The sequence below is a fragment of the Pseudomonas multiresinivorans genome (genome assembly GCF_012971725.1).
Taxonomy (GTDB): domain Bacteria; phylum Pseudomonadota; class Gammaproteobacteria; order Pseudomonadales; family Pseudomonadaceae; genus Pseudomonas; species Pseudomonas multiresinivorans.
This window is the reverse complement of the sequence record NZ_CP048833.1, coordinates 735,260-762,087: the sequence shown is the minus strand read 5'-3', so window position 1 is coordinate 762,087 and position 26,828 is coordinate 735,260. Positions and strand designations below refer to the sequence as shown.

Below are 26,828 nucleotides of genomic sequence, written 5' to 3'. Positions count from 1 at the left end.
CGCACCTGCTCCCGGCCGCGCTCCCCAGCGCGGCCGTATCTCCAGGGGGCCGCAAGGCTCCCTTTTTTTGTGCGCGCCCGGCATGCACCTGTAGGAGCGAGCTTGCTCGCGAACCTGCCCAGCACCGGCGCAACCGGGACATCTGTTCGCGAGCAAGCTCGCTCCTACAGAAAAGCCGTCAGTGCTTGGGCGCAGGGCAGTTGAAGTCGCCTTCCTGGCAGTCGGACAGCGTCTGCAGCTCCTTGATGCGCTGATCGGTCATGGCCTTCAGGCAATTGCTGTAGGCCATCGGGTAGCCGGAGCCGCCCTCGACGCTGGACGTCTCGAACTTGCAGCTCAGGTCGCGGTAGTTCAGCCAGGCCTTCTGCGCGGCGGTCAGGGCTTTCTTCTGTCCGGCATCCAGGCGCTGGCGGTACTGCCCGTAGAGGTCGTTGAGGCGCTTGTCGCTGGCTTTGTAAGCGGACCCGATGCAGGCGTTGATATCCGCCTGGGTCTGGGCGTCGGCGCAGTCGGCAGCGGCCTGGGCGAAGGAGGAAAAGGCCAGCAGGCAGAGGGGAAGGAACAGCAACTTCATGGGGACGCTATCCGTTGATTTGGATGGAATCCCCACTCTAGCCGCTCAAGCAAGAAAGCGTTGTAGGACCCAGGCCTAAGTTCAGCCCAGGACCGACGGCGGATAACGCCTGGGGCGTTACTCGCCCTACGTGGGACCGAATCCCTGTCGTAGGGCGAATAACCGCTCGCGGTTATCCGCCGTTTCGTCGCGGGTTCAGCCCAGCAGCTTCGCCGCCATCCGCTCCAGTGCCTGGCGCTGGAAGGCACGGAAGTCCGCGTCCGGTTGCTGGCCTTCGAGCATCGGCAGGAAGGGATCGACCACCTCGGTGCGCACGCCAACCATTTCCTCGATCACCGCATGACCGCAGAACGGCACGTAGGCTTCCGCGTAGCCGCCCTCGTGCACCACCACCAGCTTGCCATCGCACAAGTGCTCGGCAGCGTCACGCACGGCGGCAGTCATGAAGCGGAAGGTCTCGCTGTGGGCGAGCATCCGCGCCAGTGGGTCCACTCCGTTGGCGTCGAAGCCGCTGGCGACCACGATCAGCTCGGGCTGGAAGCGTTCCAGCGCCGGCACGATGAGGGTTTCCATGGTCGCGCGGTAAGCGTCGTCGCCGCTGCCCGGATAGAGCGGCACGTTGAGGTTGTAGCCCTTGCCCGCGCCTTCGCCGATGTCGTCCACCGCGCCAGTCCCAGTGGGGTAGCAGTCGGCCTGGTGGATCGACAGGGTCAGCACGTCGTCGCGGCCATAGAAGATCGCCTCGGTGCCGTTGCCGTGGTGCACGTCCCAGTCGAGCACCGCCACGCGCTGGATGCCGTGGCGCGCCTTGGCCGTCTCCACCGCCACGGCGATGTTCGCCAGGTAGCAGAAGCCCATGCCGCGATCCGGCAGGCAATGGTGACCCGGCGGGCGGGACAGCGCGTAGGCGTTGTCCAGCTCGCCACGCAGCACCGCATCCACGGCGGCGATGGTCAGGCCGGCTGACTGCCGGGCGATGTCGTAGGTGCCATGGCTGACCATGGTCTCTTCGCCCATGTCGCCGTGGCCGACTTCGCTGTAGGCCTTGAAGCGCTCCAGGTAGCTCGCCGGGTGAACGCGCAGCAGGTCTTCCTCGCTGGCCAGCGGCGCGCTGGACAGGTGCAGTTGGCTGCTGAGCCCGGAAACGTCCATCAGGCTTTTCAGCCGGCGCTTGCTCTCCGGCGACTCGGCGTGGCCGCCGCCCACCGGCGGCTGCAACCAGCCACCGACGGGAAGGATCAGCGCGTGCAAACCGGTTGCGTGCCAGAAGCAGCGCTCGTCGAAGAAGAACCCGGTGCGGCGGCTCATGCGCGGGCCGCCTCGAGGGCGCGTTGGCGCTTGCGGCTGAACAGCCAGTAGACCGGCGAGACCACGCCCAGGCCGACGACCCAGGAGATGTCCGCACCGTTCATGGCCTGAGCCGCAGCGCCGGTGTAGAGCGCGGTGGACATGAACGGCACCTGCACCAGGATGCCGAGGATGTAGCAGTTCACCGCGGTCCAGTTGAAGGTGCCGTAGATGCCGCCGTCACGGCGGAAGAACGACAGCACGTCGTATTCGCCGTGGGCGATCAGGTAGTAGTCGACCAGGTTGATCGCGCTCCACGGCACCAGCACGTAGAGCAGCAGCAGGATGAAGTTGGTGTAGTTGGCCATGAAGTTGTCCTGGCCGAGCAGGGCGATGGTCAGCGAGCCGCCGAACAGCGCCAGGGCAATCACCGCGCGCCAGCCGGCCTTGGCCGACCAGGCGGGAATCAGGGTCTGGCCGACGGTGATGGCCGAGAGCGTGCCGCAGTACAGGTTCATCGAGTTGGTGGCGGCGATGCCGATGGAGAACACCGCAACCATGATGGCGCTGAAGCCGCCGGTCATCTCGATCAGGCCGGCGATGACGTCGCCCTCGCCTACCGACAGGCCGACCAGTACGCCCAGCAGCATCGGCAGGATCGAGCCCAGGCAGCAGCCCCAGTAGCTGGACCAGAACGCGGTGCGCGAACCGGTGCCCTGCGGCATGTAGCGCGAGTAGTCGGAGACGTAGGGCGCGTAGGCCAGTTGCCAGAGCGCAGCGATGGACAGCGCGCCGAGGAAGCCGGGGATGTTGTTCTCGTTGCGCTGCAGCAGGTCCGCCGGCAGGCCGTGGACGAACACCAGCCAGACGAAGCTGACCAGCAGCACCGCGCCGGACAGCCAGGACATCACGCGGGTGTAGCCGTGGATCAGGCGGTAGCCGAACACCGTGGCGATCACGCTGATCGCGCCCACCAGCAGGATGCCGGTATTGGTGCCGATCACCTCGAAGCGTGCGTGCAGCGCCTGGCCGCCGAGCACCAGGTTGGAGGCAAAGAAGCCCAGATACATGATCACCACCAGGGCGACCACCAGCAGCGAGCCGAAGGAGCCGAACTGGCCGCGGGTCTGCACCATCTGCGGCACGCCCAGCTGCGGGCCCTGGGCCGAGTGCAGGGCCATGAACACGCCGCCCACCAGGTTGCCCAGCACCAGCGCCAGCACGGCGGCGAAGAACGGCAGCTTGAACACGGTGACCGCCAGGGCGCCGGTGACCACGGTCAGCAGCATGATGTTGCTGCCGAACCAGATGGTGAAGAGGTCGCGGGCGCGGCCGTGTCGTTCGTGCGCGGCGATGGGCTGGATGGTGCTCAGCTCCAGCGTCGTCGCCTGGTTTTGCGTCGTTGTCATTGTGTTTCTCACGCGTGGTTGGCAAGGCAGGCCCGGCGCAAGCGCCGGGCGCGGATCAGGAAAGGAAAATCAGCGAGCGGCCCAGGCGTTGAAGCGCTGTTCCAGCTCTTCGCCGTGGTCGACCCAGAAGGCCGCGTCCACCGAGCGGGCGCCTTCGAGGTTGGCCGGCGCGGTGGGCAGCGCGTCGCGCACGTCCGCCGGCAGCAGGTCGAGGGTGCCTTTATGCACGGGGCCGTAGGGGATGTTCTCGGAGAAGGTCTTCTGGGTTTGCGGCTGGCTGGCGAAGGCGATGAACTTCTCGGCCAGCGCCTTGTTCGGCGTGCCTTTCACCACGGCCCAGTATTCCGGGTCATACAGGCTGCCCGGCCAGACGATGCCCAGCTTCACGCCCTCCTTCTGCGCGGCGGCGATACGGCCGTTGTAGGCGGCGCTCATCACCACGTCGCCGGCGGCCAGCCACTGCGGCGGTTGCGCGCCGGCTTCCCACCACTGGATGTTGCCCTTGAGCTGGTCGAGCTTGGCGAAGGCGCGATCAACGCCTTCCTTCGTGCCGAGCACCTTGTAGATATCTTCCTGCTTCACGCCATCGGCCAGCAGGGCGATTTCCAGGGTGTACTTGGCGCCCTTGCGCAGGCCGCGCTTGCCTGGATATTCGGCGGTGTTCCAGAAATCGGCCCAGGACTGCGGGGCCTTGGCGACCTTCGCGCCGTTGTAGGCCATGACCATGGACCAGACGTAAGTGGCCACGCCGCACTCGCTGAGGGTGCCGGGGACGAAGTTCTTCTCGTCGCCGATGGCCGCCGGGTCGATGCGCTCGAACAGGCCTTCCTCGCAGCCGCGCAGCAGCTCGGGGCTTTCCACCTCGACCACGTCCCAGGTGACCTTGCCGACGTCGACCATGGCCTTCACCTTGGCCATCTCGCCGTTGTATTCGCCGGCAACGATCTTGCCGGCGCCACTGGCCTCGAAGGGCTTGAAGTAGGCCTGCTCCTGGGCCGCCTTGGTGGCGCCGCCGAAGGAGATGACGGTGATGCTTTGGGACTGGGCCTGAACGCTGCCGACAGCAGCGGCAAGGGCACAGGTGATGGAGATGCGCGTGAGCAAGGACACTTTCATGGAACGACTCCCACAGCCGGATTGGCGTTGTTGTGTTGCTGGGCAGTACCCCCGGCCAGAAGCCGGGCAAAAGGGTTCCATCGCGCGGGCGTCTTTGCGCTCGCGGCGTTGTTGTTGGTGTTCTTTTTTGTAGGAGCGAGGGGGACGCCTAGTCCTTGCTCGCGAACCAGCCCCGCTGCGGACGCCGTTCGCGAGCAAGCTCGCTCCTACAGGTAAAAGCGCGTTACAGCACGCCGATTTCCTGAGCCGTGCGATCCACTGCGCGGCGGGTCTTGTCGACCAGCTCGTCGATCTCGGCACGGCCGGCGACCAGCGCAGGGGCCATGATCATGCGGCCGAGGGTGGAGCGGATGATCACGCCTTCCTCGAAGCCGATGGTGCGGCAGCGCCAGGCGATGTCGTTCTCGTTGTCGAAGCGCTTGCGGGTGGCCTTGTCCTGGACGAACTGCAGCGCGGCGACGAAGCCGGTACCCTGGATGTCGCCCACCAGCGGGTGGTTGCCGAAGACTTCGCGCAGGCACTGCTGCAGGTACGGACCGGTGTCGTTCTTCACCGCAGTCACCCAGCCCTCGTCACGCAGCGCGCGCAGGTTGGCGACGGCGACGGCGGCGGCGACCGGGTGGCCGGAGTAGGTCAGGCCGTGGGCGAACACGCCGCCCTCTTCCACCAGCGCCTGGGCGATGCGCTTGCTCAGCACCAGGCCGCCCATGGGGATGTAGCCGGAGGTCAGGCCCTTGGCGATGGACAGTGTGTCGGGCTGGAAGCCGAAGTGCTGGTGGGCGAACCACTCGCCGGTACGGCCGAAGCCGCCGATCACTTCGTCGGCGCACAGCAGCACGTCGTACTGACGGCAGATGCGTTGGATTTCCGGCCAGTAGCTTTCCGGCGGGAAGATCATGCCGCCGGCGCCCTGGAACGGCTCGGCGATGAAGCCGGCGACGTTGTCGGCGCCCAGTTCGAGGATCTTCTCTTCCAGCTGCAGCGCGCAGCGACGGCCGAACTCGGCCGGGGTCAGGTCACCGCCGGCAGCGAAGAAGTAGGGTTCGTCGATGTGCGCGATGTCCGGGATCAGGCCGCCCATCTCGTGCATGAACTTCATTCCGCCCAGCGCGGTGGCCGCCAGGGTGGAGCCGTGGTAGCCGTTCCAGCGGCCGATCATGATCTTCTTCTGCGGCTTGCCTTCGATCTGCCAGAAGCGGCGCACGGTACGGATCAGCACCTCGTTGGCCTCGGAGCCGGAGTTGGTGTAGATCGCGTGACTGTAGTGGTCGGGCAGCAGGCTGAAGAGCGTCTCGGAGAGTTCGATCACCGCCGGGTGGGTGGTGTGGAAGAACATGTTGTAGTACGGCAGCTCGTCGAGCTGGGCGGTGGCGGCGGCGGTCAGGTCCTTGCGGCCGTAGCCCAGGTTGGTGCACCACAGGCCGGACATGCCGTCGATGTACTTGTTGCCGTCGTTGTCCCAGAGGTGCAGGCCTTCGCCACGCACCATCACGCGCGGGCCTTCGGCGTTCAGCGCCTTCTGGTCGAGGAAGGCATGGATGTGGTGGGCCGCATCGGCTTTCTGGTATTCACGGGTGTCGCGCGGGGCGCGGGTCTTGTCGGTCATCGACTTTCTCCTCTATCCCTCGGCGGTGCTCCGGCAGCCGGCCTGAGGGGTCTTCAGGGGATCGAGGGCGACGGACTTACCTGGGCAGTCTCACCGGCCGTCTCGAGCGGTTCGGTTGGGAATTCGGGTGTTGCTCAGGCGCCGGGCTCGAACCCGGCAGCCTGCCTTGTCTTCAGTCGCGCAGCTGGAACCAGGTGGTCTTGAGCTGGGTGTACTTGTCGAACGAGTGCAGCGAGAGGTCGCGACCGAAGCCGGACTGCTTGCCGCCCCCGAAGGGAATCGCCGGGTCCAGCGCGTCCACGGTGTTCACCGACACGGTGCCGGCGTTCAGCTTGCGGGCTACGCGGTGGGCGCGGTGCAGGTCGTCGCTCCACAGGGAGGCGGCGAGGCCGTAGATGCTGTCGTTGGCCATGCGCACGGCTTCCTCTTCGCTGTCGAAGGGGATGACTGCAAGCACCGGGCCGAACACTTCGTCGCGGGCCAGGGACTGCTCCGGGCGCACGCCGGTAAAGATCGTCGGTTCGATGAAGTTGTCCGAGCCGTTGAAGCTCAGCTGGCGGCCACCGCAGGCGAGCTGCGCGCCGTCGCTCTGGGCGCGGTCGATGCAGGCCATGATGCCGGCGGTCTGCTTGTTGTCGACGATGGAGCCGGCGCGGCTGGCCGGGTCCAGCGGGTCGCCCGGCGTCCAGTCGCGGGCCTTGGCGATCAGGCGCTCGACGAACTCGTCGTGGATCGAGCGCTCGACCAGCAGGCGCGAGTTGGCCGAGCAGACTTCGCCCTGGTTGAAGAAGATGCCGAAGGCGGCTTTTTCAGCGGCGAGGTCGAGGTCGCGGCAGTCGGCGAACACAAGGTTCGGGCTCTTGCCGCCGCATTCCAGCCAGACCTGCTTGAGGTTGGACTGCGCGGAATATTGCATGAAGTACTTGCCGACCTGGGTCGAGCCGGTGAACACCAGGGCGTCCACATCCGGGTGCAGGCCCAGCGCCTTGCCGGCGGTTTCGCCCAGGCCCGGCACGACGTTCAGCACGCCTTCCGGGATGCCGGCTTCGAGCGCCAGCTCGGCCAGGCGCAGGGCAGAGAACGGCGACTGCTCGGCGGGCTTGAGCACCACGGAGTTGCCGGCGGCCAGCGCGGGCGCCAGCTTCCAGGCGGCCATGTCGAGCGGGAAGTTCCACGGCACCACGGCGCCGATCACGCCCAGCGGCGTGCGGGTGATGGTGGCCAGGGCGTTCTGCGCGGTCGGGGCGACCTGGTCGTAGAGCTTGTCGAGGCTTTCGGCGTACCAGGAGAACACGCCAGCGGCGCCGGGCACGTCGATGTTCCAGGCGTCCATCACCGGCTTGCCCATGTTCAGGGTGTCGAGCAGGGCCAGTTCGTCGCGGCTGGCCATCATCAGCTCGGCGAGCTTCTGCAGCACAGCCTTGCGCTCACGCGGCGCCATGCGCGCCCAGGGACCGGTTTCGAAGGCCTGGCGGGCGACCCGCACGGCGGCGTCGATCTCGGCCGCGCCACAGGCGGCGACATTGGCCAGCAGGCGATTGGTCGCCGGGTCGATGGACGCGAAGGTCGCGCCGTCCTGCGCAGCCACGCGGCGGCCGCCGATCAGCGCGCTGTCGATGAAGGTCTGCCGGACAGCACGCTGCCGCCAATCGTTGAGCTCGTACACCAGGGCACTCCGTAGAGGATCGTTGTTGTTGGAATGTGGATTGGATGGTCGCCCAAGGCCTTGCCAAGGAAAATTATTAAATTTGTCTTCGGGGTATATGAAAAAGCTGGGCAGTCTCGCACCAGCCCGGAGCACGGTGCGCCATCGCGGTGCACGCCTGCGCACCGCTGCAGGGCCCGTATTCAGCGGGCCAGCGCACCGTACAGCTCAGGGCGACGGCAGGGCAGGTAGGGGAAGGTCTCGGCCTGGCGAGCGCGCTGTTCGGGATCCAGGTCGACGATCAGCAGACTCTCCGCGGGCCCGGCGGCAGCCAGACGCTCACCGTCCGGCGCAACGATGCAGGAGCCGCCGAGGAAGGCCAGCCCATCCTCCACGCCACAGTGGTTGCAGTAGGCGACGAACAGCTGGTTCTCCACCGCACGCGCCGGGACGATCACGCCCGGAACCGCGCCGTATTCCGGCGTCAGCGCGGTGGGGATGAGGATCAGCCCGGCGCCGTTCAGCGCGTGGGTGCGCACCGCCTCGGGGTACTCGACGTCGAAGCAGATCAGCAGGCCGATACGCCAGCCGGCGTAGTCGAACGGAGCTTCCAGCACATCGCCGGCGCTGAACACTTCGCGCTCCATGGCACCGAACAGGTGCGCCTTGCGGTAGTGCCCGATGGCCTTGCCGGATGGGCCGATCACCTGCACCGAGTTGTAAGGCTTGCCGCCCTGCGGATGGCGTTCGGCGTAGCCGTAGGCGATGGCCAGACCGAAGCGCTGCGCCAGCTCGCCGATGCGCCGGGCGGATGGCCCGTCCGCCGCTTCGGCCAGCACGTTCATCCGCTGCGGAACGTTGTAGCCGCCCAACCAGAGTTCCGGGCAGAGCAGCAGCTGTGCGCCGGCTGCGGCGGCCGCGCTGGCCTGGTGCTCCAGTTGGTCAAGGTTGCCGGCGACGTCGCCGGGAAGTCCGCAGGTCTGCCACAGGGCAATGCGCATGGGCTTTACTCCAGTCCGCGTGTACGGGATTTGCAGGGTGCATTTCAGGTTTGGGAGGAGTATGCCCGCGCCCGGAGGGACGCAGCAGGCGGCCAAGGCCATGAAAAATGTGGTCCCCGGCGAGGAAAATCTTCGCCACGGGCCGCCCCCGCCAGCCGGCTCAACGCGGTATCTTGTATAAAAAAGCATCAACGAGGCGTGCAGTGGCTTCCTATACCTTGCGGCAACTGAAGTATTTCGTGACCACCGTGGAGTGCGGCAGCGTGGCTGAAGCCTCGCGCAAGCTGTACATCGCGCAACCGTCCATTTCCACCGCGATCAAGGGGCTGGAAGAGAGCTTCGGCGTGCAGCTGTTCATCCGCCACCACGCCCAAGGCGTGTCGCTCACCCCCAGCGGCGCGCGCTTCTACCGCAAGGCGCAGGAACTGCTGCGCATGGCCCACGAGTTCGAGCAGAACGCCCTGGCCGACAACGACGTGGTCGCCGGGCAGATCGACATCGGCTGCTTCGAGACGGTCGCCCCGCTCTACCTGCCGCGCCTGATCTCGGGCTTCCGCGAGCGCTATCCCGGCGTGGAAATCCGCATCAGCGACGGCGAGCAGCAGGAACTGGTGCAGGGCCTCACCGCCGGCCGCTTCGACCTGGCACTGCTCTACGAACACGACCTCGACGCCACCATCTCCACCGACCCGTTGATGCCCGCCCAGCGCCCCTACGCGCTGCTGCCGGAGAACCACCGCTTCGCCAAGCAGGACAAGGTCTCCCTGCGCGACCTGGTGCTGGAACCGATGATCCTGCTGGACGTGCAGCCCAGCCGCACCTACTTCGTGCGCATTTTCGAGGAGCTGGGGCTCAGCCCGCACATCGCCTTCAGCTCGCCCTCCATCGAGATGGTGCGCGGCATGGTCGGCCAGGGTTTCGGCTTCTCCCTGCTGGTCACCCGCCCGCACTCCGAATGCACTTACGACGGCAAGAAGGTGGTGACGGTGGACATCGCCGAAGAGGTCAGCACCTCCGGCCTGGTCGCCGCCTGGCTCAAGCGCGCCCAGCTGACCAAGCCGGCGCAGCTGTTCGTCGATTTCGCGCGGGAGGAGTTGAGCGGGAAGCACTGACGCCCGCTCTTTGCTCTGCGTAGGAGCGAGCTTGCTCGCGAACCGACTTCGGCGCAGGGACTTGCCCTCTCCCCCGCCCTCTCCCTGAAGGGAGAGGGAGCAGTCCTCTGCAACGGCTCACTTCACAGTCAACCGGCGAGCACTAGTGCCTCAACGCGCTCGGAACAGTCCCCTCTCCCTTCGGAGCGGGGCGCGCAGCCAGGGTTAGGGAGAGGGCTCACACCCAGCCTCCAACCCTCCCGTCACTCCCCGTGCCCCTCACCGACATCCGGCGTTACAATCTCGCCCCCTTTCGTTTTCGTTGTCCCATCTTCCCCATGCTCATCTGGAAAGAGCGCGTGCAGCGCCTGATCACCCTGGTCCTCGGCCTGCTGCAGCGTTACCCGCGCCTGATCGCCCTCTTCGGTTTCTGCTCCGGGGTGTTCAGCTTCGTCATGGTCGACCGCCACCGCGCCGGTTTCGCCCGCGCCATGGCCATCGTCATGCTGGTCAGCTGGATCTGGCTGATGCTGGAGAACCTGCTCACCAAGCGCTTCAAGAGCCGCTTCGGCTGGGAAGTCCCGCCGGGCCTGCTGCGCTACGCGACCCAGTTGATCCACCAGGAAAGCCTGTTCTTCTGCCTGCCGTTCTTCTTCGTCACCACCACCTGGAACAGCGGCCAGGCGCTGTTCACTGGCGTGCTGACACTGGCGGGGCTCGCCGCAATCACTGACCCGATCTACTACAAGTGGCTGTCGGTGCGGCGCTGGACCTTCCTCGGCTATCACACCCTGACGCTGTTCGCGGTGCTGCTCACCGCGCTGCCGATCATCCTCCACCTGAGCACCCCGCAGAGCTACGAGGCGGCGCTGGGAATCGCCGTGCTGCTGTCGTTCCCGAGCCTCGCGGTGACGGTGAAGATCCACAAATGGTGGCGCTGGTTCGCCCTCATCGGCCTGACCCTGTCCATCGGCGGGGTGGGCTGGTTCGCCCGCGCCTGGGTGCCGCCGTCGACCCTGTGGATGACCGAGATGGCGGTGACCGAGAGCTTCGACAACGCCCAGCGCACCCCCGGCGACAGCCTGGAGACGGTCAGCGTCGCGCAGATCAAGAGCCAGGGCCTCTACGCCTACACAGCGATCAACGCACCGCGTGGGCTTAACGAGCGGATCTATCACGCCTGGCGCAAGGACGGCCAGGAAGTCGACCGCATCGCCCTGGACATCAAGGGCGGCCGCGAAGCCGGCTACCGCGCCTGGACGCACAAGCAGAACTTCCCCAGCGACCCCAGCGGCAAGTGGCAGGTGCAGGTGCTCACCGAAGCCGGGCAAGTCATCGGCACACTGCGGTTCGAGGTCACGCCCTGACCGCTCGGTATCCTTGACCCGCCTCGGCGCTTTCCTCTACATAGAGCCTCTCCCGAGAACAAAAAGCGCCGAGAGAGTCATGACCGATACCGCCTTGCATCCGTTCGACCGCGCCGTGGCCCTGCAACCCGTTGCCGGCCAAGCCAACCTCTACGAGGGCCACACCAGCCAGGACTACTGGAACATGGTCGGCCCCTTCGGCGGCGCGACCGCTGCGGTCCTGCTGCAGGGCGCGCTGCGTCACCCGCAGCTGCTCGGCAACCCGGTGTCGCTGACGGTGAACTACGCCGCGGCGGTCGTGGCCGGCGCCTTCCAGGTCGAAGCCATCCCGGTGCGCACCAACCGCTCCACCCAGCACTGGCTGCTGCAACTGACCCAGGCCGATGAAACCGGCGAACAGCAGGTCACCACCACCGCCACCCTGGTCACCGCGCTGCGCCGCGAGACCTGGAGCCTGACCGACCTGCCCTTCCCGAACCTCGCGCCGGCCAGCGACTTCGAGCCGATGAGCCCAGCCGCCAAGGGGGTGGCCTGGCCCAAGCAATACGAGATGCGTCCGGTGTCCGGCGCCTTCCCGACCAAATGGGACGGCACTGGCGAGACCAGTCGCAGCCAGCTCTGGATGCGCGATGCACAACCGCGCCCGCTGGACTTCCTGTCCCTGGCGGCGCTGAGCGACATCTTCTACCCGCGCGTCTGGCTGCGCCGCGCCACGCCGGTACCGGCCGGCACCGTGTCGATCACCACCTACTTCCACACCGACGCTGCGCAACTGGCCGAGGTCGGCACCGGCTACCTGCTGGGCGACGCCCGCGCCCAGGAATTCCGCAATGGCTTCTTCGACCAGAGCGCCCAGCTCTGGAGCGAGTCCGGCGCGCTGCTGGCGACCAGCAACCAGATCGTTTACTACAAGGAATAAGTGCCTCAGACCCTTTTTCGAAGGGGCATGGGTCACCTGTAGGAGCGAGCTTGCTCGCGAACAGGGCTCCGGGCATGCACCGAAGCTGGGCGGTTCGCGAGCAAGCTCGCTCCTACACAAAGCCGCCCGCGGCAAGGGGCAGGCAACAAAAAGCCCGGCACATGGCCGGGCTTTTTCATGGAGGCGAGGAAGGCTCAGACCTTCTTCACGAACTCCGACTTCAGCTTCATCGCGCCGATGCCGTCGATCTTGCAGTCGATGTCGTGGTCGCCGTCCACCAAGCGAATGTTCTTCACCTTGGTGCCGACCTTCACCACCAGGGACGAGCCCTTGACCTTGAGGTCCTTGATCACTGTGATGGTGTCGCCGTCCTGCAGCAGGTTGCCGACCGAATCCTTGATCACGCGCGCGTCGCCGTCGGCCTCGCCGGATGCATCGGCGGACCACTCATGGGCGCACTCGGGGCAGACCAGCTGGGCGCCGTCTTCGTAGGTGTATTCGGAGTTGCATTTGGGGCAGGGCGGCAGCTGGCTCACGGCGGTTCTCACAGTGGAAACGGTAAAAAGACCGCAGAGTATATAAGGTTTCTCGTCTTCCCGCTGGGCACGCAGGCAAGGCACAAGGCCAGCAGCGTTACAAAAGCGTAAGAATCCATCGCTATAACAGGCGGCCACTTCGATAAGAAAAGGACGCCCTGCCATGCTGCACAAGCCCTCCCCGCTCGCGCTGAGCATCGCCGTCGTTCTGGCGAGCCTGGCCGCCGAAACCGCCCATGCCGTTCCGGTATCGCCGATCATCAGCGACGCACAGACCAGCAGCCGCACCCTGGCCAACCAGGACACCCTGACGGTCACCCGCACCGGCAGCCTGGTCACCAGCGGCAAGAGCCTCGACCTCAAGGGCGCAGCCACCGGCAGCGGCGTGGTCATCGACAATAGCGGCCTGCTGCAATCCAGCACCGGCCGCGTGGTCGATACCTCCGGCAGCGACAGCACCACGCGCTTCTACCAGATCATCAACCGCGAAGGCGGCCGGATCGTCGGCTACGACGACGCCATCCGCATGAACAATCCGTTCAGCGCCGGCAGCCTGCTGATCGACAACGCCGGCAGCATCACCTCGGCCACCGGCCAGGCGCTGGACCTGGACAAGCTGCAGAGCGCCGCGACCACTACGATCATCAACCGCGCCAGTGGGGTTATCCACAGCGACGGCAACGACGCCATTCGCCCCGGCGGCAACGCGAGCATCACCAACTACGGCGAGATCAGCAGCTCGGACATGATCACCGCCGACACCAAGAACGACGGCATCGACTTCCAGAGCGCCGCGGGCGGCCACGTGGAAAACCACGGCCTGATCAGCGGCGGCCGCCACGGCATCACCACCGATGTGGGCGCCACCCTGATCAACTACGAAGACGGCGTGATCATCGGCCGCAACGGCTCGGGCTTCGGCTCCGACGGCGACGGCACCGTGATCAACTACGGCCGCATCAGCGGCGCCTACAACGGCCTGGTGCCGGACGGCGACGGCGATGGCGTGGACATCGACTACACCGGCCACATCGAGAACCACGGCATCATCGAAGGCCTCGGCGCAGCCGGCTCGAAGGACGGCTCTCCCAACGGCAGCGAAGGCATCGCCATGGGTGGCGGCACCATCATCAACTACGCCGGCGCGGTCATCCGCAGCGTCGACCGCGGCATCCTGGTCGACGACGGCAATGGCAACAGCGGCTTCGGCAAGACCTACCTGGAGAACCACGGCACGATCTCCGGCGAAAAACTCTCCGGCGTGACCCTTTCCGGCGATCTCGACGACACCGTGATCAACGACGGCCTGATCCAAGGCGGCAATGGCATCGCCCTGGAAATGGGCGGCGGCAACGACAGCCTGATCCTGCTCTCCGGCAGCCGCTTCGAAGGCCTGGTGGACGGCGGCACCGGCCGCGACACCGTCACCCTCGACGACGCCGCTGGCGGCAGCTTCGGCAACAGCACCCACTTCGAATGGCTGGACGTGAAACAGGGCAGTTGGGCCCTCTCCAGCGTGAACGACTTCAGCGAAGGCGGCGAAGTCTTCAGCGGCGCCAGCCTGAGCAACACCGGCAGCATCCTCGGCACCCTGCAGGTCGACCAGGGTGCCACCTATTCGGGCAGCGGCAGTGTCGGCGGCCTGAACGTTGCCGGCACCCTGATCGCCTCGCCGGCCCTGGGCGCTGCCCACGTCACCGGCAACCTCAACCTGCAGAGCGGCTCGACCCTGTCCTTCGGCGTGGAGCCCAGCGGCGCCCACGCCACCGTGCAGGTGGACGGCACCGCCAGCATCGCTGGCTCGCACCTCGCCGTGCAGGCCGGCAGCGGCAACTGGCCGTGGCAGAGCAGTGTGCAGGTCATCAGCGCTAGCGGCGGCGTCAGCGGCCAGTTCGCCGACGTGAAGAGCAACTTCGCCTTCCTCACCCCGACACTCAGCTACGGCGCCAACAGCGTCGACCTGCAACTGACCCGCAACGACGTGCAGTTCGGCGACCTGGCCAGCAGCAGCAACGGCCACAACGCCGGCGCCGCGCTGCAGAGCCAGAACGGCGGCGCGCTGTACAACGCGTTGATCACCAGCGATGCGGGCAATGCCACCGCCGCCCTGGAGCAACTGGCCGGCGCCAGCAACGCCAGCCTCGCCGCCGCGACCATCGCCGGTAGCCAGCAGGTCGGCAGCGCCATGCTCAACGCCGTGCGCCAGTTGGGCAGCAGCAGCCTGCTGGCTGCCACCGAGCGCGGCGACACGCCAATGCTTGCCGCCACTGGCGTGCCCAGCGAAGCGCGCAACCTGAACGACCCGGACGCCGCCGGCCGCCTGTGGGTGCAGGGCATCGGCAGCCACGGCAAGCTCGATGAGCACGACAACAACGGCGACCTGCAACAGAACACCGGCGGCACCCTGCTTGGCGCCGACTGGGCGCTGACTCCGGACTGGCGCCTGGGCGTGCTCGGCGGTTACTCGCACACTGACCTGGATGGCAGCGGCGGTGTTTCCGGCGATATCGACAGCTGGCACCTGGGCGCCTACGCGCTGCACCAGATCGGCCCGCTGGCCGTGCGCCTGGGCGCGGCCTACAGCAGCCACGACGGCGAGAGCAAACGCCGGGTCGAGTTCGACGGCTTCAGTGATCGCCCCAAAGGTGACTATGACGCCGACAGCTGGCAGGCCTTCGCCGAAACCGGCTACGCCATGGGCAGCGGCCGCCTGAGCGCCGAGCCTTACGCGCGCCTGGACTACCAGCGCTACGAGCGCGATTCGTACGACGAGAAAGGCGGCGCCGCCGCGCTGCACGTCGACTCCCAGGACCAGGACAACCTGAGCAGCACCCTGGGCCTGCGCATCGCCCGCCTGGACACCCTGAGCAACGGCATGAGCTTCACCCCGCGTCTGGGCCTGGGCTGGCGTCACACCTTCGGCGACATCGACAGCGAAACCCGCCAGTCCTTCATTGCCGGCGGTGATGCCTTCAGCGTCCAGGGCACTGCACTGGACCGCAACAGCCTGCTGCTGGATGTCGGCTTCGACGTTGGCCTGTCCGCGCGCAATACCGTCGGCATCGGCTACAGCGGGCAGATGGGCAGCAACGCGCAGAACCACGCGCTGATCGCCCAGTGGCAGATGGCGTTCTGACCTGGACAACGCGCGACGAAAAAGCCCGGCATCCGCCGGGCTTTTTCCTTTGAGCCTTTAACACGGGTGAATCGGAAATTTCCCGATCAATCTCGGAGCACGGTAAATGGCCTCACACACCGGACACGGCAAAGCTTGCCGCCCCGGTCGACCGACCGGCATTCGCCAACCCTCGATGAGTGAGCACCCTCATGAAAAAGCTTTGCCTCCTGATCGCCGCCTGCGCCGTCCTCGCCGCCTGCGACAAGAAACCCGAGCCGACCTCGCAGACCGCTGTGCCCGCTGCCGCCACCCAGCAGCAAGCCAAGCCTGCGCCGCAACCTGAAACCGCGCCGGCAGAGCAGCCCGCACCGGCTTCTACCGAGGAACAAGCAGCCCCGGCAGAGCAGCCAGCCGCCGAACAGGCCGCACCACAAGCGCAACCCGAGACCGCCGACAAGCCGGCCGAAGACAAGCAGCAGTAAGGTTTCACCCACCGTTACAGCGCACTCCAGCCAGCCGCCGCAAGGCGGCTGGCTGGTTCAGGGGCGCAGTTGGCTGACGTAGGCCGCCAGCGCCTTGATGTCGTCATCGCTGAGTAGCCCGGCTACCGCCAGCATCGGCGAGCCGGCCCGGCTCGGGTCCTTGTCGCGGTAGCGCTGCAACGCGTGGGTCAAGTAAGGCCTGGGCTGCCCGGCAATGCGCGGGAAGCCGTCGTGTCCCAGCGCCTGGGCGCCGTGGCAGGTCACGCAGACCGTGGCGAAACGCTGGGCGCCCTGCTCGATCTCCGCCGCGTCAGGCACGGCCTCCGTGCGAGGCTGGACCTTCTGCTGGCTGAAGTAGTAAGCGATGTTCACCCGCTCGTTGAGCGTCAGCAGCTTGGCCGCCTGGTTCATCACGAAGTCGGTGCGCTGGCCGTCGACGTACTTCTCGAAGGCATCGAACAGGTACTGCGGGTTCTGTCCCGCCAGATTGGGAATGTAATCGCGCTTGCTGTTGCCGTCCTTGCCGTGGCACTTGCTGCACAGCAGGATGCGCTCCTCGGCGGCCGCGTAGGCCTGCTCGCGCTTGGCCGGATCCTTCTCCAGGGCAGCAAGCCGATCCATCATTTCCGATGACTGCGCCAATGCCTGGGCGCTTGCGCACAGCAGCACCCACCACAGAACGACTCTCCCCATCACCGCACCCTGGTCAGTTTTCCCAGCGTCGACGCTAATGGGTTTCTGAAGGAAGTTTCCGACGCAGATCAAGCAAACGCGCCGTCGGCTGAAAAACCCGCGGACAAAAAAAGGGGGAGCATCGTGCTCCCCCGTGGGACTGAACCTTAAAGACCCGTCTGTCCTTGGTCAGCCTTCAATTTCAACCAGGATCTCACCGGGGTTGACCCGGTCGCCCTTGGCTACGTGGATGGCCTTCACGGTGCCGGCGATGCCCGCCTGCACTTCGGTCTCCATCTTCATCGCTTCGGTGATCAGCACGGCCTGGCCGGCCTTCACGCTGTCGCCTTCCTTCACCAGCACGTCGACGATGTTGCCCGGCATGGTGGTGCTGACATGGCCCGGCTCGCTGGCGTGCTTGCGCTTGTTGCCACCACCGCCGACGAACTCGTTGAGCGGCTCGAACACCACTTCCTCGGGCATGCCATCCACCGACAGGTAGAAGTGGCGCTTGCCGTCGGTCTTCACGCCGACACCAGTGATGTCCACGCGGTAGCTCTCGCCGTGCACGTCGACCACGAACTCGGTCGGCACGCCTTCACCGCCAGCGGCGGCGACGCCCTTGCCGTTGGGAATCGGCAGCAGCTCTTCGGGTTTGAGGGTGCCGGCGGCGCGCTCCTCGAGGAACTTGCGGCCGATGTCCGGGAACATGGCGTAGGTCAGCACGTCCTCTTCGGACTTGGCGACGCTGCCGATCTCTTCGCGCAGCTTGTTCAGCTCCGGCTTGATCAGGTCGGCCGGGCGCACGTCGATGACTTCCTCGTTGCCGATGGCCTGGCGGCGCAGCTGCTCGTTGATCTTGCCCGGCGCCTTGCCGTAACGGCCCTGCAGATACAGCTTCACCTCGTTGGTGATGGTCTTGTAGCGCTCGCCGGCCAGCACGTTGAAGAACGCCTGGGTGCCGACGATCTGCGAGGTCGGGGTGACCAGGGGCGGGAAGCCGAGGTCTTCACGCACGCGGGGGATTTCCGCGAGCACTTCGGGCATGCGGTTCAGCGCGCCCTGTTCCTTGAGCTGGTTGGCCAGGTTGGAAATCATCCCGCCTGGCACCTGGTTGACCTGCACGCGGGTATCCACGCCGGTGAACTCGCTCTCGAACTGGTGGTACTTCTTGCGCACGGCGTGGAAGTACATGCCGATTTCCTGGATCAGCTCCAGGTCCAGGCCGGTATCGAACGGCGTGTCGCGCAGGGCAGCGACCATGGATTCGGTGCCCGGGTGGCTGGTGCCCCAGGCCATGCTGGAGATCGCGGTGTCGATGCGGTCGGCGCCGTTTTCCACAGCCTTGAGCTGGCACATGCTGGCCACGCCGGCGGTGTCGTGGGAGTGCACCACCACGTCCAGAGGCAGCGCCTCTTTCAGCGCCTTGACCAGTTGGCCGGTGGCATACGGAGTCAGCAGGCCGGCCATGTCCTTGATGGCGATGGAGTCCACGCCCATGTCGGCCATGGCCTTGCCCTGGGCAACGAAGGCATCGATGGTGTGCACCGGGCTGGTGGTGTAGGCAATGGTGCCCTGGGCGTGCTTGCCGGCGGCCTTCACCGCTTCGATGGAGACGCGCAGGTTACGCACGTCGTTCATCGCGTCGAAGATGCGGAACACGTCGATGCCGTTGACCGCCGCCTTGGCGACGAAGGCGCGGACCACGTCGTCGCTGTAGTGGCGGTAGCCCAGCAGGTTCTGCCCGCGCAGGAGCATCTGCAGGCGGGTGTTGGGCAGCGCGGCCTTGAGCTTGCGCAGGCGCTCCCACGGGTCTTCCTTGAGGAAGCGCACGCAGGCGTCGAAGGTGGCGCCGCCCCAGACTTCCAGCGACCAGTAGCCGACCTTGTCGAGCTTGTCGCAGATGGGAAGCATGTCCTCGGTGCGCATCCGGGTCGCCAGCAGCGACTGGTGGGCGTCGCGCAGGATGGTATCGGTGACGGTGACTTTCTTGGCAACGGTCATGTACGTGATCCTCACAGGCCAGCGTGGGCGGCAATGGCGGTAGCGATGGCGATGGCCAGGTGCGACGGGGTGCGTTTGATGGAGTACTGGGTCAGTTCCGGGTGGCTTTCGACGAAGCTGGTGTTGAACTGGCCGTTACGGAATTCCGGGTTCTTGAGGATTTCCTGGTAGTAGGCCGCAGTGGTCTTCACGCCCTGCACGCGCATGTCGTCCAGCGCACGCAGTCCGCGGTCCAGCGCCTCTTCCCAGGTCAGTGCCCAGACCACCAGCTTCAGGCACATCGAGTCGTAGTACGGCGGGATGGTGTAGCCGGTGTAGATCGCCGTGTCGGTGCGCACGCCGGGGCCGCCGGGCGCGTAGTAGCGGGTGATCTTGCCGAAGGACGGCAGGAAGTTGTTCTTCGGGTCCTCGGCGTTGATGCGGAACTGCAACGCGAAGCCGCGGTGGATGATGTCTTCCTGCTTCACGGACAGCGGCAGGCCCGACGCCACGCGAATCTGCTCGCGGACAATGTCGATGCCGGTGATTTCCTCGGTGATGGTGTGTTCCACCTGCACGCGGGTGTTCATCTCCATGAAGTACACCTCGCCATCGGCGAGCAGGAACTCCACGGTGCCGGCGTTCTCGTAACCCACGGCCTTGGCCGCGCGCACGGACAGGTCGCCGATGTACGCGCGCTGCTCGGGGGTCAGCTGCGGGCTGGGGGCGATCTCGATGAGCTTCTGGTTGCGGCGCTGGATCGAGCAGTCGCGCTCGAACAGGTGCACGGTGTTGCCGAAGGAGTCGGCGAGAATCTGCGCCTCGATGTGCTTGGGATTGACGATGCACTTCTCGAGGAAGACTTCCGCACTGCCGAAGGCCTTGGTGGCCTCGGAAATCACGCGGGGGAAATTCTGCTCCAGCTCTTCGCGGCTGTTGCAGCGGCGGATACCGCGGCCGCCGCCGCCGGAGGTGGCCTTGAGCATCACCGGGTAACCGATGCGCTCGGCTTCGGACAAGGCTTCGGCCAGGTCGGCGACGTTGCCTTCGGTACCGGGGGTGCAGGGCACGCCAGCGGCGATCATGCTGCGGCGCGCCTCGGTCTTGTCGCCCATGCGGCGGATGACTTCCGCGGACGGGCCGATGAACTTGATCCCGCGCTCAGCGCAGATATCGGCCAGTTCGGCGTTCTCGGAGAGGAAGCCGTAACCGGGGTGCAGGGCGTCGCAACCGGTTTCCACGGCCAGGTTCACCAGCGCACGCGGGTTGAGATAACCCGCCAGCGGGTCGGCGCCCAGGCTGTGCGCTTCGTCGGCACGCTTCACATGCAGGGCGTGGCGGTCGGCGTCGGAATAGACGGCCACCGAACGAATGCCCATCTCGGCGCAGGCGCGCACGATCCGGACAGCGATCTCCCCACGGTTGGCGATCAGGATTTTCTTGATCACTGCGGCTTTCCCTCGGCCCGGGCCTTGTGGACCCCGGCGTAAAGACCAATCGGCAGCCCCGTTACAGGCAGCTGGATTCTCTTGTGGATATTCGTGGCCGGAGCGGGTTCCGGCGTGTTTTTACCCTAGCGCGGGAGGGAGGATTAACCAAAATCAATAATTATTGGGGTAGCCATAAAGAATGCTTTATAGTCGCTGGAAAATGTCGCCATCGAGCAGGCTTCTATGCGTAAGTCATTGATGCGTATGACCCTTCGCCAGCTGCAGGTTTTCCGCGCGGTGTGCGAAAGCCGTTCCTACAGCCGCGCCGCCGAGGAAATGGCCCTGACCCAGCCGGCGGTCAGCCTGCAGATCCGCCAGCTCGAAGAACTGGTCGGCCAGCCGCTGTTCGAGTACATCGGCAAGAAGCTCTACCAGACCGATGCCGCCGACGCCCTGCTGCGCGCCACCACCGACATCTTCCAGCGCCTGGAAGTGCTGGACATGAACCTCTCCGACCTCAAGGGCTCGCTGCAGGGCCAGTTGCGCCTGGCGGTAGAGTCCAGCGCCAAGTACATCACCCCGCACCTGTTCGCCGCGTTCCACGCGCAGCACCCGGACGTCAGCCTGAACCTCACGGTGGTCAACCGCGCCCAGGTGATCAAGCGCCTGTCGGACAACCGCGACGACCTGGTGATCATGTCCCTGGTGCCGCAGGACATGGCGCTGGAATTCCTGCCCTTCCTGAACAACCCGATCGTCGCCGTGGCACCGCCGGACCACCCGCTGTGCAACGCCGCCAAGCTTTCGCTGAAGGACCTGGAACCCTATCCGCTGCTGATCCGCGAGCCCGGCTCGGGCACGCGCAAGGCCTGTGAGGAACACTTCCAGCAGAAGCGCGCGCACTTCGCGCAGACGCTGGAGTTCGCCTCGCTGGAGGGGTCACGGGAAGGGGTACTGGCGGGACTGGGACTGGCGCTGCTGCCGCGCCACGCGGTGAGCCGCGAGCTGCAGTCCGGGCTGCTGCACGAACTGCCGGTGGAAGAGCTGCCGCTCTACCGCAGCTGGTGTCTGGTGCATGCCCGCGGCAAGCGCCTGAGCCCGGTGGCCCAGGCGTTCGTCGCCTTCATCCGTGAAGAGCGGGCGCTGATCAGCCAGCTTGCCGAACGCTTCGCCGGCCCGACTTCGCCGAAGTGAGGTAGGCGGCGGCGATCAGGTCAGGGTAATCGGAGGTTTCGAGGGCGAGGCGCTGGGCCTCCATGCGGTCCTCGATGGCGCGACGGAATTGCATGCGTCGCTGGTCTTCGAGCTTGCGGCGGGTCTTGCTATCCACTTGGAGCTGGGTGTCGTCGATATGGCGGGGCATCTCGCATCTCCCAAGGCCGAAGGGCTGGAGACGCCAGAATGCTGGGGACGGATGACCGTTTGACGACGTGGTGGTGAAGCGCCGGTGACGCCGACGAGCGGTCGGCGAGCCGCTACATCGGCCAACCCAGGCGGCGGGCTTTTGTAGGAGCGAGCTTGCTCGCGAACCGCTCAGCCCTGGAACACCCGGCTAGCTCTGTTCGCGAGCAAGCTCGCTCCTACAGGTATGGTCTCAGGACGCCTCTTCCGGGCGCTCCTCGTGGTTCTTCACCACCTTGGGCGACAGGCGCAGGCTACGCAGGCTGCGCTTCACGCTCTTGAGGTGATTCACCAAGTCCGGGCCGCGGGCCATGGCCACGCCCATCGCCAGCACGTCGATCACCACCAGGTGGGCGATACGCGAGGTCAGCGGGGTGTAGATGTCGGTGTCTTCGTGCACGTCCACCGCCAGGTTCACCGTGGCCAGGTCGGCCAGCGGAGTCTGGCTGGGGCACAGGGTGATGAGCGTAGCGCCGGCTTCGCGCACCAGGTTGGCGGTCACCAGCAGGTCCTTGGAGCGGCCGGACTGGGAGATGCAGATCGCCACGTCCGAAGGCTTCAGCGTCACCGCCGACATGGCCTGCATGTGCGGGTCGGAGTAGGCCGCTGCCGACAGCAGCAGGCGGAAGAACTTGTGCTGGGCATCCGCCGCCACCGCGCCGGAAGCGCCGAAGCCGTAGAACTCCACACGCTGGGCATGGGCGATAGCCGCGATGGCACGCTCCAGCGCGTGTGTGTCGAGGTTTTCGCGCACTTCCATCAGCGAGTGCAGGGTGGTGTCGAAGATCTTCAGGCTGAAGTCCGCCACCGAGTCGCTCTCATTGATCGAAAACTGACCGAAACTCGCGCCAGCGGCGAGGCTCTGCGCCAGCTTGAGCTTGAGGTCCTGAAAACCGCTGCAGCCAATGGCGCGGCAGAAGCGCACGATAGTCGGCTCGCTGACGCCGACGCTGTGGGCGAGGTCCGCCATGGAGCTGTGCATGACCGATGCAGGATCCTGCATCACGTGATCGGCAACCTTGAGCTCCGACTTGCGGAGCAGATGACGCGACTGGGCAATGTGCTGCAAAAGGTTCACAGGGATAGGCTCGGTGATAGTTGTCTGAAATTTATGTAGTCTTGTTGTAGTTATACTACAAAACTAACCGCCACGCCCAGGGAATAAGTCTTGAATACGCCCGCCAGCCTTAGTCTTCCCAGCTCCTGCGACATTCTGGTGTTCGGCGGCAGCGGTGACCTGGCGCTGCACAAGCTGCTGCCGGCGCTCTACCACCTGCACCGGGAGAATCGCCTGCCGGCCGATACGCGGATCTTCGCCCTCGCCCGCAGCCAGCGAGACAACGCGGCCTACCTCGAACTGGCCGAACGCAACTGCCGGGTCCAGGTGGCGCGCAGCGATTTCTCCGCCGAAGCCTGGCGCAGCTTCGCCCAGCGCCTGCAATACGTGGCGATGGACGCCTCGCAGAGCGCCGATTTCGGTCGTTTGGCCAAGGCACTCAAGCGCAGCGAAGGTCGCGTGCTGGTGCACTACCTGGCCACCGCACCGAGCCTGTTCGCGCCGATTGCGCAGAACCTGAAGATCGCCGGCCTGGCCGGCCCGCTGGCGCGCATCGTGCTGGAGAAGCCGCTGGGGCATTCGCTGGAGTCGGCGCTGGCGATCAACCAGGCCATCGGCGAGGTGTTCGACGAATCCCGCGTCTTCCGCATCGACCACTACCAGGGCAAGGAGACGGTGCAAAACCTCATGGCCCTGCGCTTCGCCAACACCCTGTTCGAGCCGGTGTGGCGTAACGGTCCCATCGACCACGTGCAGATCACCGTCAGCGAAACCCTCGGCGTGGAAAACCGCGGCGGCTACTACGATCATGCCGGGGCCATGCGCGACATGGTGCAGAACCACCTGCTGCAGCTGCTCTGCCTGGTGACCATGGAAGCGCCGGTGCGCTTCGATGCCGAGGCGGTACGCAACGAGAAGGTGAAGATCCTCCAGGCGCTCAAGCCAATCACCGGGCAGGATGTGCAGGACAAGACCGTCCGCGGCCAGTACACCGCCGGGCATATTGGCGGGCAGGAAGTGCCGGCCTACTGGTTCGAGAAAAATGTCGACAACGACAGCGATACGGAGACTTTCGTCGCCGTTCAGGCAGAGATCGACAACTGGCGCTGGGCCGGCGTGCCGTTCTACCTGCGCACCGGCAAGCGCATGGCGAAAAAGTGCTCGGAGATAGTCATCCAGTTCAAGCCGGTGCCCAACAGCCTGATCGGCAGCAGCGCCGGCGCGGCCAACCGCCTGTGGATAAGGTTGCAGCCGGAGGAGCGCATCAGCGTGCAGCTGATGGCCAAGGCGCCAGGCAAGGGCATGCAGCTGGAGCCGGTGGAGCTGGACCTCAACCTCGCCCAGGCCTTCAGCACCAACAAGCGCCGCTGGGACGCCTACGAACGCCTGCTGCTGGATGTGATCGAGGGCGACTCGACGCTGTTCATGCGCCGCGACGAGGTGGAAGCGGCCTGGCGCTGGGTCGACCCGATCCTGGCCGGCTGGCACGAGCACTACCAGAGCCCGCGCCCGTATCCGGCCGGCAGCAACGGGCCGGAGCAGGCGCAGACGCTGCTGGAGCTGCAGGGGCGCCGCTGGCTGGAATGATCGAACCGGCGTAGGAGCGGACTCTGTCCGCGATGTGTTATCGATCTGCTCGGAGCGAGCGGAAATCGATCGCGGACGGAGTCCGCTCCTACGCACGCCGGGAGCTCCCTGTAGGAGCGAGCTTGCTCGCGAACCGGCGAGGCATGGTGCCATGCGGTTCGCGAACAAGAACTGGGCGCCCCCCTCGGTCCTACGAAAAACGTCTCGGCGTTGACCTCGCTCAGCACGCGCAACCCGCGAATTTCCTAGAGTGGCAGCCTTTTTCCCACTACTCGCTGCGCCGCCATGTCCCACACTCCGTTTGCCCCCGAACTGCTCTGCCCCGCCGGCTCGCTGAAGAGCCTGCGCCATGCCTTCGCCTATGGCGCCGACGCCGTCTACGCCGGCCAGCCGCGCTACAGCCTGCGGGTGCGCAACAACGAATTCGACCACGCCAACCTCGCCACCGGCATCAACGAGGCCCATGCCCTGGGCAAGCGCCTGTACGTAGTGGTCAACATCGCCCCGCACAACGCCAAGCTGAAGACCTTCCTGCAGGACGTCGAATCGGTGATCGCCCTGGGTCCGGACGCGCTGATCATGTCCGATCCCGGCCTGATCATGCTGGTTCGCCAGCATTTCCCCGAGGTTGATATCCACCTCTCGGTGCAGGCCAACGCGGTGAACTGGGCCAGCGTCGAATTCTGGCGCCAGCAGGGGCTCAAGCGGGTAATCCTGTCCCGCGAGCTGTCGCTGGAGGAAATCGGTGAAATCCGCGAACGCGTGCCCGGCATGGAGCTGGAAGTCTTCGTCCACGGCGCGCTGTGCATGGCCTACTCCGGGCGCTGCCTGCTGTCGGGCTACATCAACCGCCGCGACCCCAACCAGGGCACCTGCACCAACGCCTGCCGCTGGGAGTACCAGACCCACGCCGCCCATGAGGACGAACTGGGCCACGCCGTGGGCAACGTCGAGCCGACCCTGGGCATCGGCGCGCCGACCAAGGAGATCGTCCTGCTCGAAGAGGGCAATCGTCCCGGCGAGCTGATGGAGGCCTTCGAAGACGAGCACGGCACCTACATCATGAACTCCAAGGACCTGCGCGCTATCCAGCACGTGCAACGTTTGACGCAGATGGGCGTGCATTCGCTGAAGATCGAGGGCCGGACCAAGTCCCACTACTACGTCGCGCGCACCGCCCAGGCCTACCGCAAGGCCATCGACGATGCCGTCGCCGGGCGCGCCTTCGACCTCGGCCTGATGGACACCCTGGAATCCCTCGCCCACCGCGGCTACACCGAGGGTTTCCTGCGCCGCCATGTGCACGACGAGTACCAGAACTACCAGTACGGCCACTCGCGCTCCGAGCGCCAGCAGTTCGTCGGCGAGTTCACCGGCGAGCGGCGCAACGGCCTGGCCGAGGTGCGGGTGAAGAATCGCTTCGAGGTGGGCGACAGCGTCGAGCTGATGACCCCGGCGGGCAACCGCACCTTCCGCCTGCACGCGCTGGAGAACACGCGGGGCGAATCCATTGGCGTCGCACCCGGCGATGGTCATGTGGTCTACATCCCCGTGCCCGAGGAGCTGGACCTGGAGTACGCGCTGCTGATGCGCAACCTCAACGGCGGCACCACGCGCGATTCGCGCGAGCCGGCTGCGGCGGGTGGTTGCGGGAACGACTGCGGCAAGTGTGGGTGTGGCGGCAGTTAAGTCCTCTGTCGGCGGGAAGCTATCGCGGACGGAGTCCGCTCCTACCCCATGTTCAACACCCTGCGGGGAAATGCGCCGCCCTACCGATGCCACCTGCGTGCGTAGGAGCGGACTCCGTCCGCGATCGACTCACCGCCGCTCCAGACTCACGGGTTCTGCAGGAACACCACATACCCCCTGAACCACCGGCTCTTGGCCAGGTAGTCCGGCGCCTGCCATTCCCCGTACTGCGCCAGGCCGATGCGGAAGGGCAATTGCAGTCGCGCCACGCGGGGCAGGTAGGCCTGGTAGTTGGGGATGGTCTGGCGGCCCTGGTAGGTCTGCACCACCACCTCGTCCACTACGCCGGCCAGGCGGTTGATGGTCTCCGGCGCGCCATTGCTGCCCCAGTCCATCAGCCCGGTGATGCTCAGCTTGCAGTCCTCGGGCAGGCGCGTGCGCAGGTCCTGGAGGAAGTCGACGTACTCGTGCAGGTAACGCGTGCGGGCATCGAAATCGATCTGCACGCCCACCACCGGATTGCCCGCCGCGCGCCAGCGGCGCAGCTGGGACAGCAGGGTGCGGTAGATGTCCTCGTTCCAGCGCAGGGTGTGGGCGCGGTAGACCACCCAGACCTCGCCCTGCTTCAGGCGCGGAATGGCGATGCCCTGGGCGATCAGGCGGGCTTGGCCTTCGCGCTGGCGCGGCGCGCTGACCTGCCCCTGCAGTACATAGAGCGTGCGAGCCTGGGCCAGCACCGGTTGCGCGGCGACGCCGCTCCACAGCCAGAAGGCATCGTGCTCGGCGGCGTCCACGCCGGCCGCACTGGTGTTGCCCGCGAGCAGCGCCAGCGCCAACGCCACGGCCCGGCGCACCAGG

General features: G+C 66.1%; 22 protein-coding genes and 1 pseudogene. 8 read left to right on the top strand and 15 right to left on the bottom strand.

The window, feature by feature from the left end; translation table 11 throughout:
* Positions 1 to 178: 178 nt before the first annotated feature.
* The 8 genes and pseudogenes from G4G71_RS03505 to G4G71_RS03475 form a co-directional block, all read right to left on the bottom strand.
* Positions 179 to 574, bottom strand: a complete 396-nt coding sequence (locus G4G71_RS03505; protein ID WP_169935422.1) for a lysozyme inhibitor LprI family protein — start codon at positions 572 to 574, stop codon at positions 179 to 181.
* A gap of 195 nt (positions 575 to 769) precedes the next feature.
* Positions 770 to 1,882 carry a class II histone deacetylase gene (locus G4G71_RS03500; RefSeq protein ID WP_169935421.1) on the bottom strand — a complete coding sequence of 371 codons (1,113 nt, stop codon included), beginning with the start codon at positions 1,880 to 1,882 and terminating at the stop codon, positions 770 to 772.
* Positions 1,879 to 3,270, bottom strand: a complete 1,392-nt coding sequence (locus G4G71_RS03495; RefSeq protein WP_169935420.1) for a purine-cytosine permease family protein — start codon at positions 3,268 to 3,270, stop codon at positions 1,879 to 1,881. Before G4G71_RS03495 ends, G4G71_RS03500 begins: the two co-directional genes overlap by 4 nt.
* 69 nt (positions 3,271 to 3,339) lie before the next feature.
* Positions 3,340 to 4,386 (bottom strand): ABC transporter substrate-binding protein, encoded by a 1,047-nt coding sequence (locus tag G4G71_RS03490; RefSeq protein ID WP_169935419.1) that lies wholly within the window; start codon positions 4,384 to 4,386, stop codon positions 3,340 to 3,342.
* A gap of 223 nt (positions 4,387 to 4,609) precedes the next feature.
* Entirely contained in the window at positions 4,610 to 5,992 is a 1,383-nt protein-coding gene (locus G4G71_RS03485) for an aspartate aminotransferase family protein (RefSeq protein ID WP_169935418.1), read from the bottom strand.
* Between the two features lie 12 nt (positions 5,993 to 6,004).
* A pseudogene (locus G4G71_RS30165) lies at positions 6,005 to 6,120 on the bottom strand (hypothetical protein); the annotation flags it as partial.
* Positions 6,121 to 6,164: 44 nt separating this feature from the next.
* Positions 6,165 to 7,658 carry an aldehyde dehydrogenase gene (locus G4G71_RS03480; RefSeq protein WP_169935417.1) on the bottom strand — a complete coding sequence of 498 codons (1,494 nt, stop codon included), beginning with the start codon at positions 7,656 to 7,658 and terminating at the stop codon, positions 6,165 to 6,167.
* A 182-nt stretch (positions 7,659 to 7,840) separates the two neighbouring features.
* The gene (locus G4G71_RS03475) at positions 7,841 to 8,638 is read right to left on the bottom strand and encodes a carbon-nitrogen hydrolase family protein (RefSeq protein ID WP_169935416.1); all 798 of its coding nucleotides are present in this window, start codon (positions 8,636 to 8,638) and stop codon (positions 7,841 to 7,843) included.
* 203 nt (positions 8,639 to 8,841) lie between these two features.
* On the opposite strand from G4G71_RS03475, the gene G4G71_RS03470 reads away from it, so the two are divergent.
* From G4G71_RS03470 to G4G71_RS03460, 3 genes are all read left to right on the top strand, one after another.
* The gene (locus tag G4G71_RS03470) at positions 8,842 to 9,750 is read left to right on the top strand and encodes a LysR substrate-binding domain-containing protein (RefSeq protein WP_169935415.1); all 909 of its coding nucleotides are present in this window, start codon (positions 8,842 to 8,844) and stop codon (positions 9,748 to 9,750) included.
* Positions 9,751 to 10,067: 317 nt separating this feature from the next.
* Entirely contained in the window at positions 10,068 to 11,096 is a 1,029-nt protein-coding gene (locus G4G71_RS03465; RefSeq protein ID WP_169935414.1) for a DUF5924 family protein, read from the top strand.
* A 79-nt stretch (positions 11,097 to 11,175) separates the two neighbouring features.
* Positions 11,176 to 12,015, top strand: a complete 840-nt coding sequence (locus tag G4G71_RS03460; RefSeq protein WP_169935413.1) for an acyl-CoA thioesterase — start codon at positions 11,176 to 11,178, stop codon at positions 12,013 to 12,015.
* Positions 12,016 to 12,209: 194 nt separating this feature from the next.
* Here G4G71_RS03460 and G4G71_RS03455 read toward each other — a convergent pair whose 3' ends face one another.
* On the bottom strand, positions 12,210 to 12,551 hold the full coding sequence (locus tag G4G71_RS03455) for a zinc ribbon domain-containing protein YjdM (RefSeq protein ID WP_169935412.1): 342 nt from the start codon (positions 12,549 to 12,551) through the stop codon (positions 12,210 to 12,212).
* A 163-nt stretch (positions 12,552 to 12,714) separates the two neighbouring features.
* Here G4G71_RS03455 and G4G71_RS03450 point away from each other — a divergent pair, with 163 nt between their 5' ends.
* Positions 12,715 to 15,687, top strand: coding sequence for an autotransporter family protein (locus G4G71_RS03450; protein WP_169935411.1), 2,973 nt, complete (start codon positions 12,715 to 12,717; stop codon positions 15,685 to 15,687).
* Positions 15,688 to 15,878: 191 nt separating this feature from the next.
* Positions 15,879 to 16,151 (top strand): hypothetical protein, encoded by a 273-nt coding sequence (locus G4G71_RS03445; protein ID WP_205896257.1) that lies wholly within the window; start codon positions 15,879 to 15,881, stop codon positions 16,149 to 16,151.
* A gap of 57 nt (positions 16,152 to 16,208) precedes the next feature.
* Here G4G71_RS03445 and G4G71_RS03440 read toward each other — a convergent pair whose 3' ends face one another.
* The 3 genes from G4G71_RS03440 to G4G71_RS03430 all read right to left on the bottom strand — a co-directional run bounded on the left by G4G71_RS03440 (position 16,209) and on the right by G4G71_RS03430 (position 20,254).
* Positions 16,209 to 16,844: a c-type cytochrome gene (locus G4G71_RS03440; protein WP_240964875.1), complete on the bottom strand. Its 636-nt coding sequence runs from the start codon at positions 16,842 to 16,844 to the stop codon at positions 16,209 to 16,211.
* Positions 16,845 to 17,012: 168 nt separating this feature from the next.
* A complete protein-coding gene (gene oadA / locus G4G71_RS03435; protein WP_054909660.1) occupies positions 17,013 to 18,827 on the bottom strand; it encodes a sodium-extruding oxaloacetate decarboxylase subunit alpha in 1,815 nt (604 codons plus the stop codon).
* Positions 18,828 to 18,838: 11 nt separating this feature from the next.
* Positions 18,839 to 20,254, bottom strand: coding sequence for an acetyl-CoA carboxylase biotin carboxylase subunit (locus tag G4G71_RS03430; protein WP_024766119.1), 1,416 nt, complete (start codon positions 20,252 to 20,254; stop codon positions 18,839 to 18,841).
* A 240-nt stretch (positions 20,255 to 20,494) separates the two neighbouring features.
* Here G4G71_RS03430 and G4G71_RS03425 point away from each other — a divergent pair, with 240 nt between their 5' ends.
* Positions 20,495 to 21,430 carry a LysR family transcriptional regulator gene (locus G4G71_RS03425; protein WP_169935410.1) on the top strand — a complete coding sequence of 312 codons (936 nt, stop codon included), beginning with the start codon at positions 20,495 to 20,497 and terminating at the stop codon, positions 21,428 to 21,430.
* Here G4G71_RS03425 and G4G71_RS03420 read toward each other — a convergent pair.
* Entirely contained in the window at positions 21,384 to 21,599 is a 216-nt protein-coding gene (locus tag G4G71_RS03420) for a PA3496 family putative envelope integrity protein (protein ID WP_169935409.1), read from the bottom strand. The genes G4G71_RS03425 and G4G71_RS03420 overlap by 47 nt on opposite strands.
* A gap of 231 nt (positions 21,600 to 21,830) precedes the next feature.
* Positions 21,831 to 22,715 (bottom strand): transcriptional regulator HexR, encoded by an 885-nt coding sequence (gene hexR, locus G4G71_RS03415; protein WP_138213612.1) that lies wholly within the window; start codon positions 22,713 to 22,715, stop codon positions 21,831 to 21,833.
* Between the two features lie 90 nt (positions 22,716 to 22,805).
* On the opposite strand from hexR, the gene zwf reads away from it, so the two are divergent.
* Complete coding sequence (gene zwf, locus G4G71_RS03410) at positions 22,806 to 24,281, top strand: glucose-6-phosphate dehydrogenase (RefSeq protein ID WP_169935408.1); 1,476 nt, start codon at positions 22,806 to 22,808, stop codon at positions 24,279 to 24,281.
* Between the two features lie 285 nt (positions 24,282 to 24,566).
* The gene (gene trhP / locus G4G71_RS03405; RefSeq protein WP_169935407.1) at positions 24,567 to 25,970 is read left to right on the top strand and encodes a prephenate-dependent tRNA uridine(34) hydroxylase TrhP; all 1,404 of its coding nucleotides are present in this window, start codon (positions 24,567 to 24,569) and stop codon (positions 25,968 to 25,970) included.
* Positions 25,971 to 26,116: 146 nt separating this feature from the next.
* Here trhP and G4G71_RS03400 read toward each other — a convergent pair whose 3' ends face one another.
* Complete coding sequence (locus G4G71_RS03400; RefSeq protein WP_169935406.1) at positions 26,117 to 26,824, bottom strand: DUF3142 domain-containing protein; 708 nt, start codon at positions 26,822 to 26,824, stop codon at positions 26,117 to 26,119.
* Between the last annotated feature and the right edge of the window lie 4 nt (positions 26,825 to 26,828).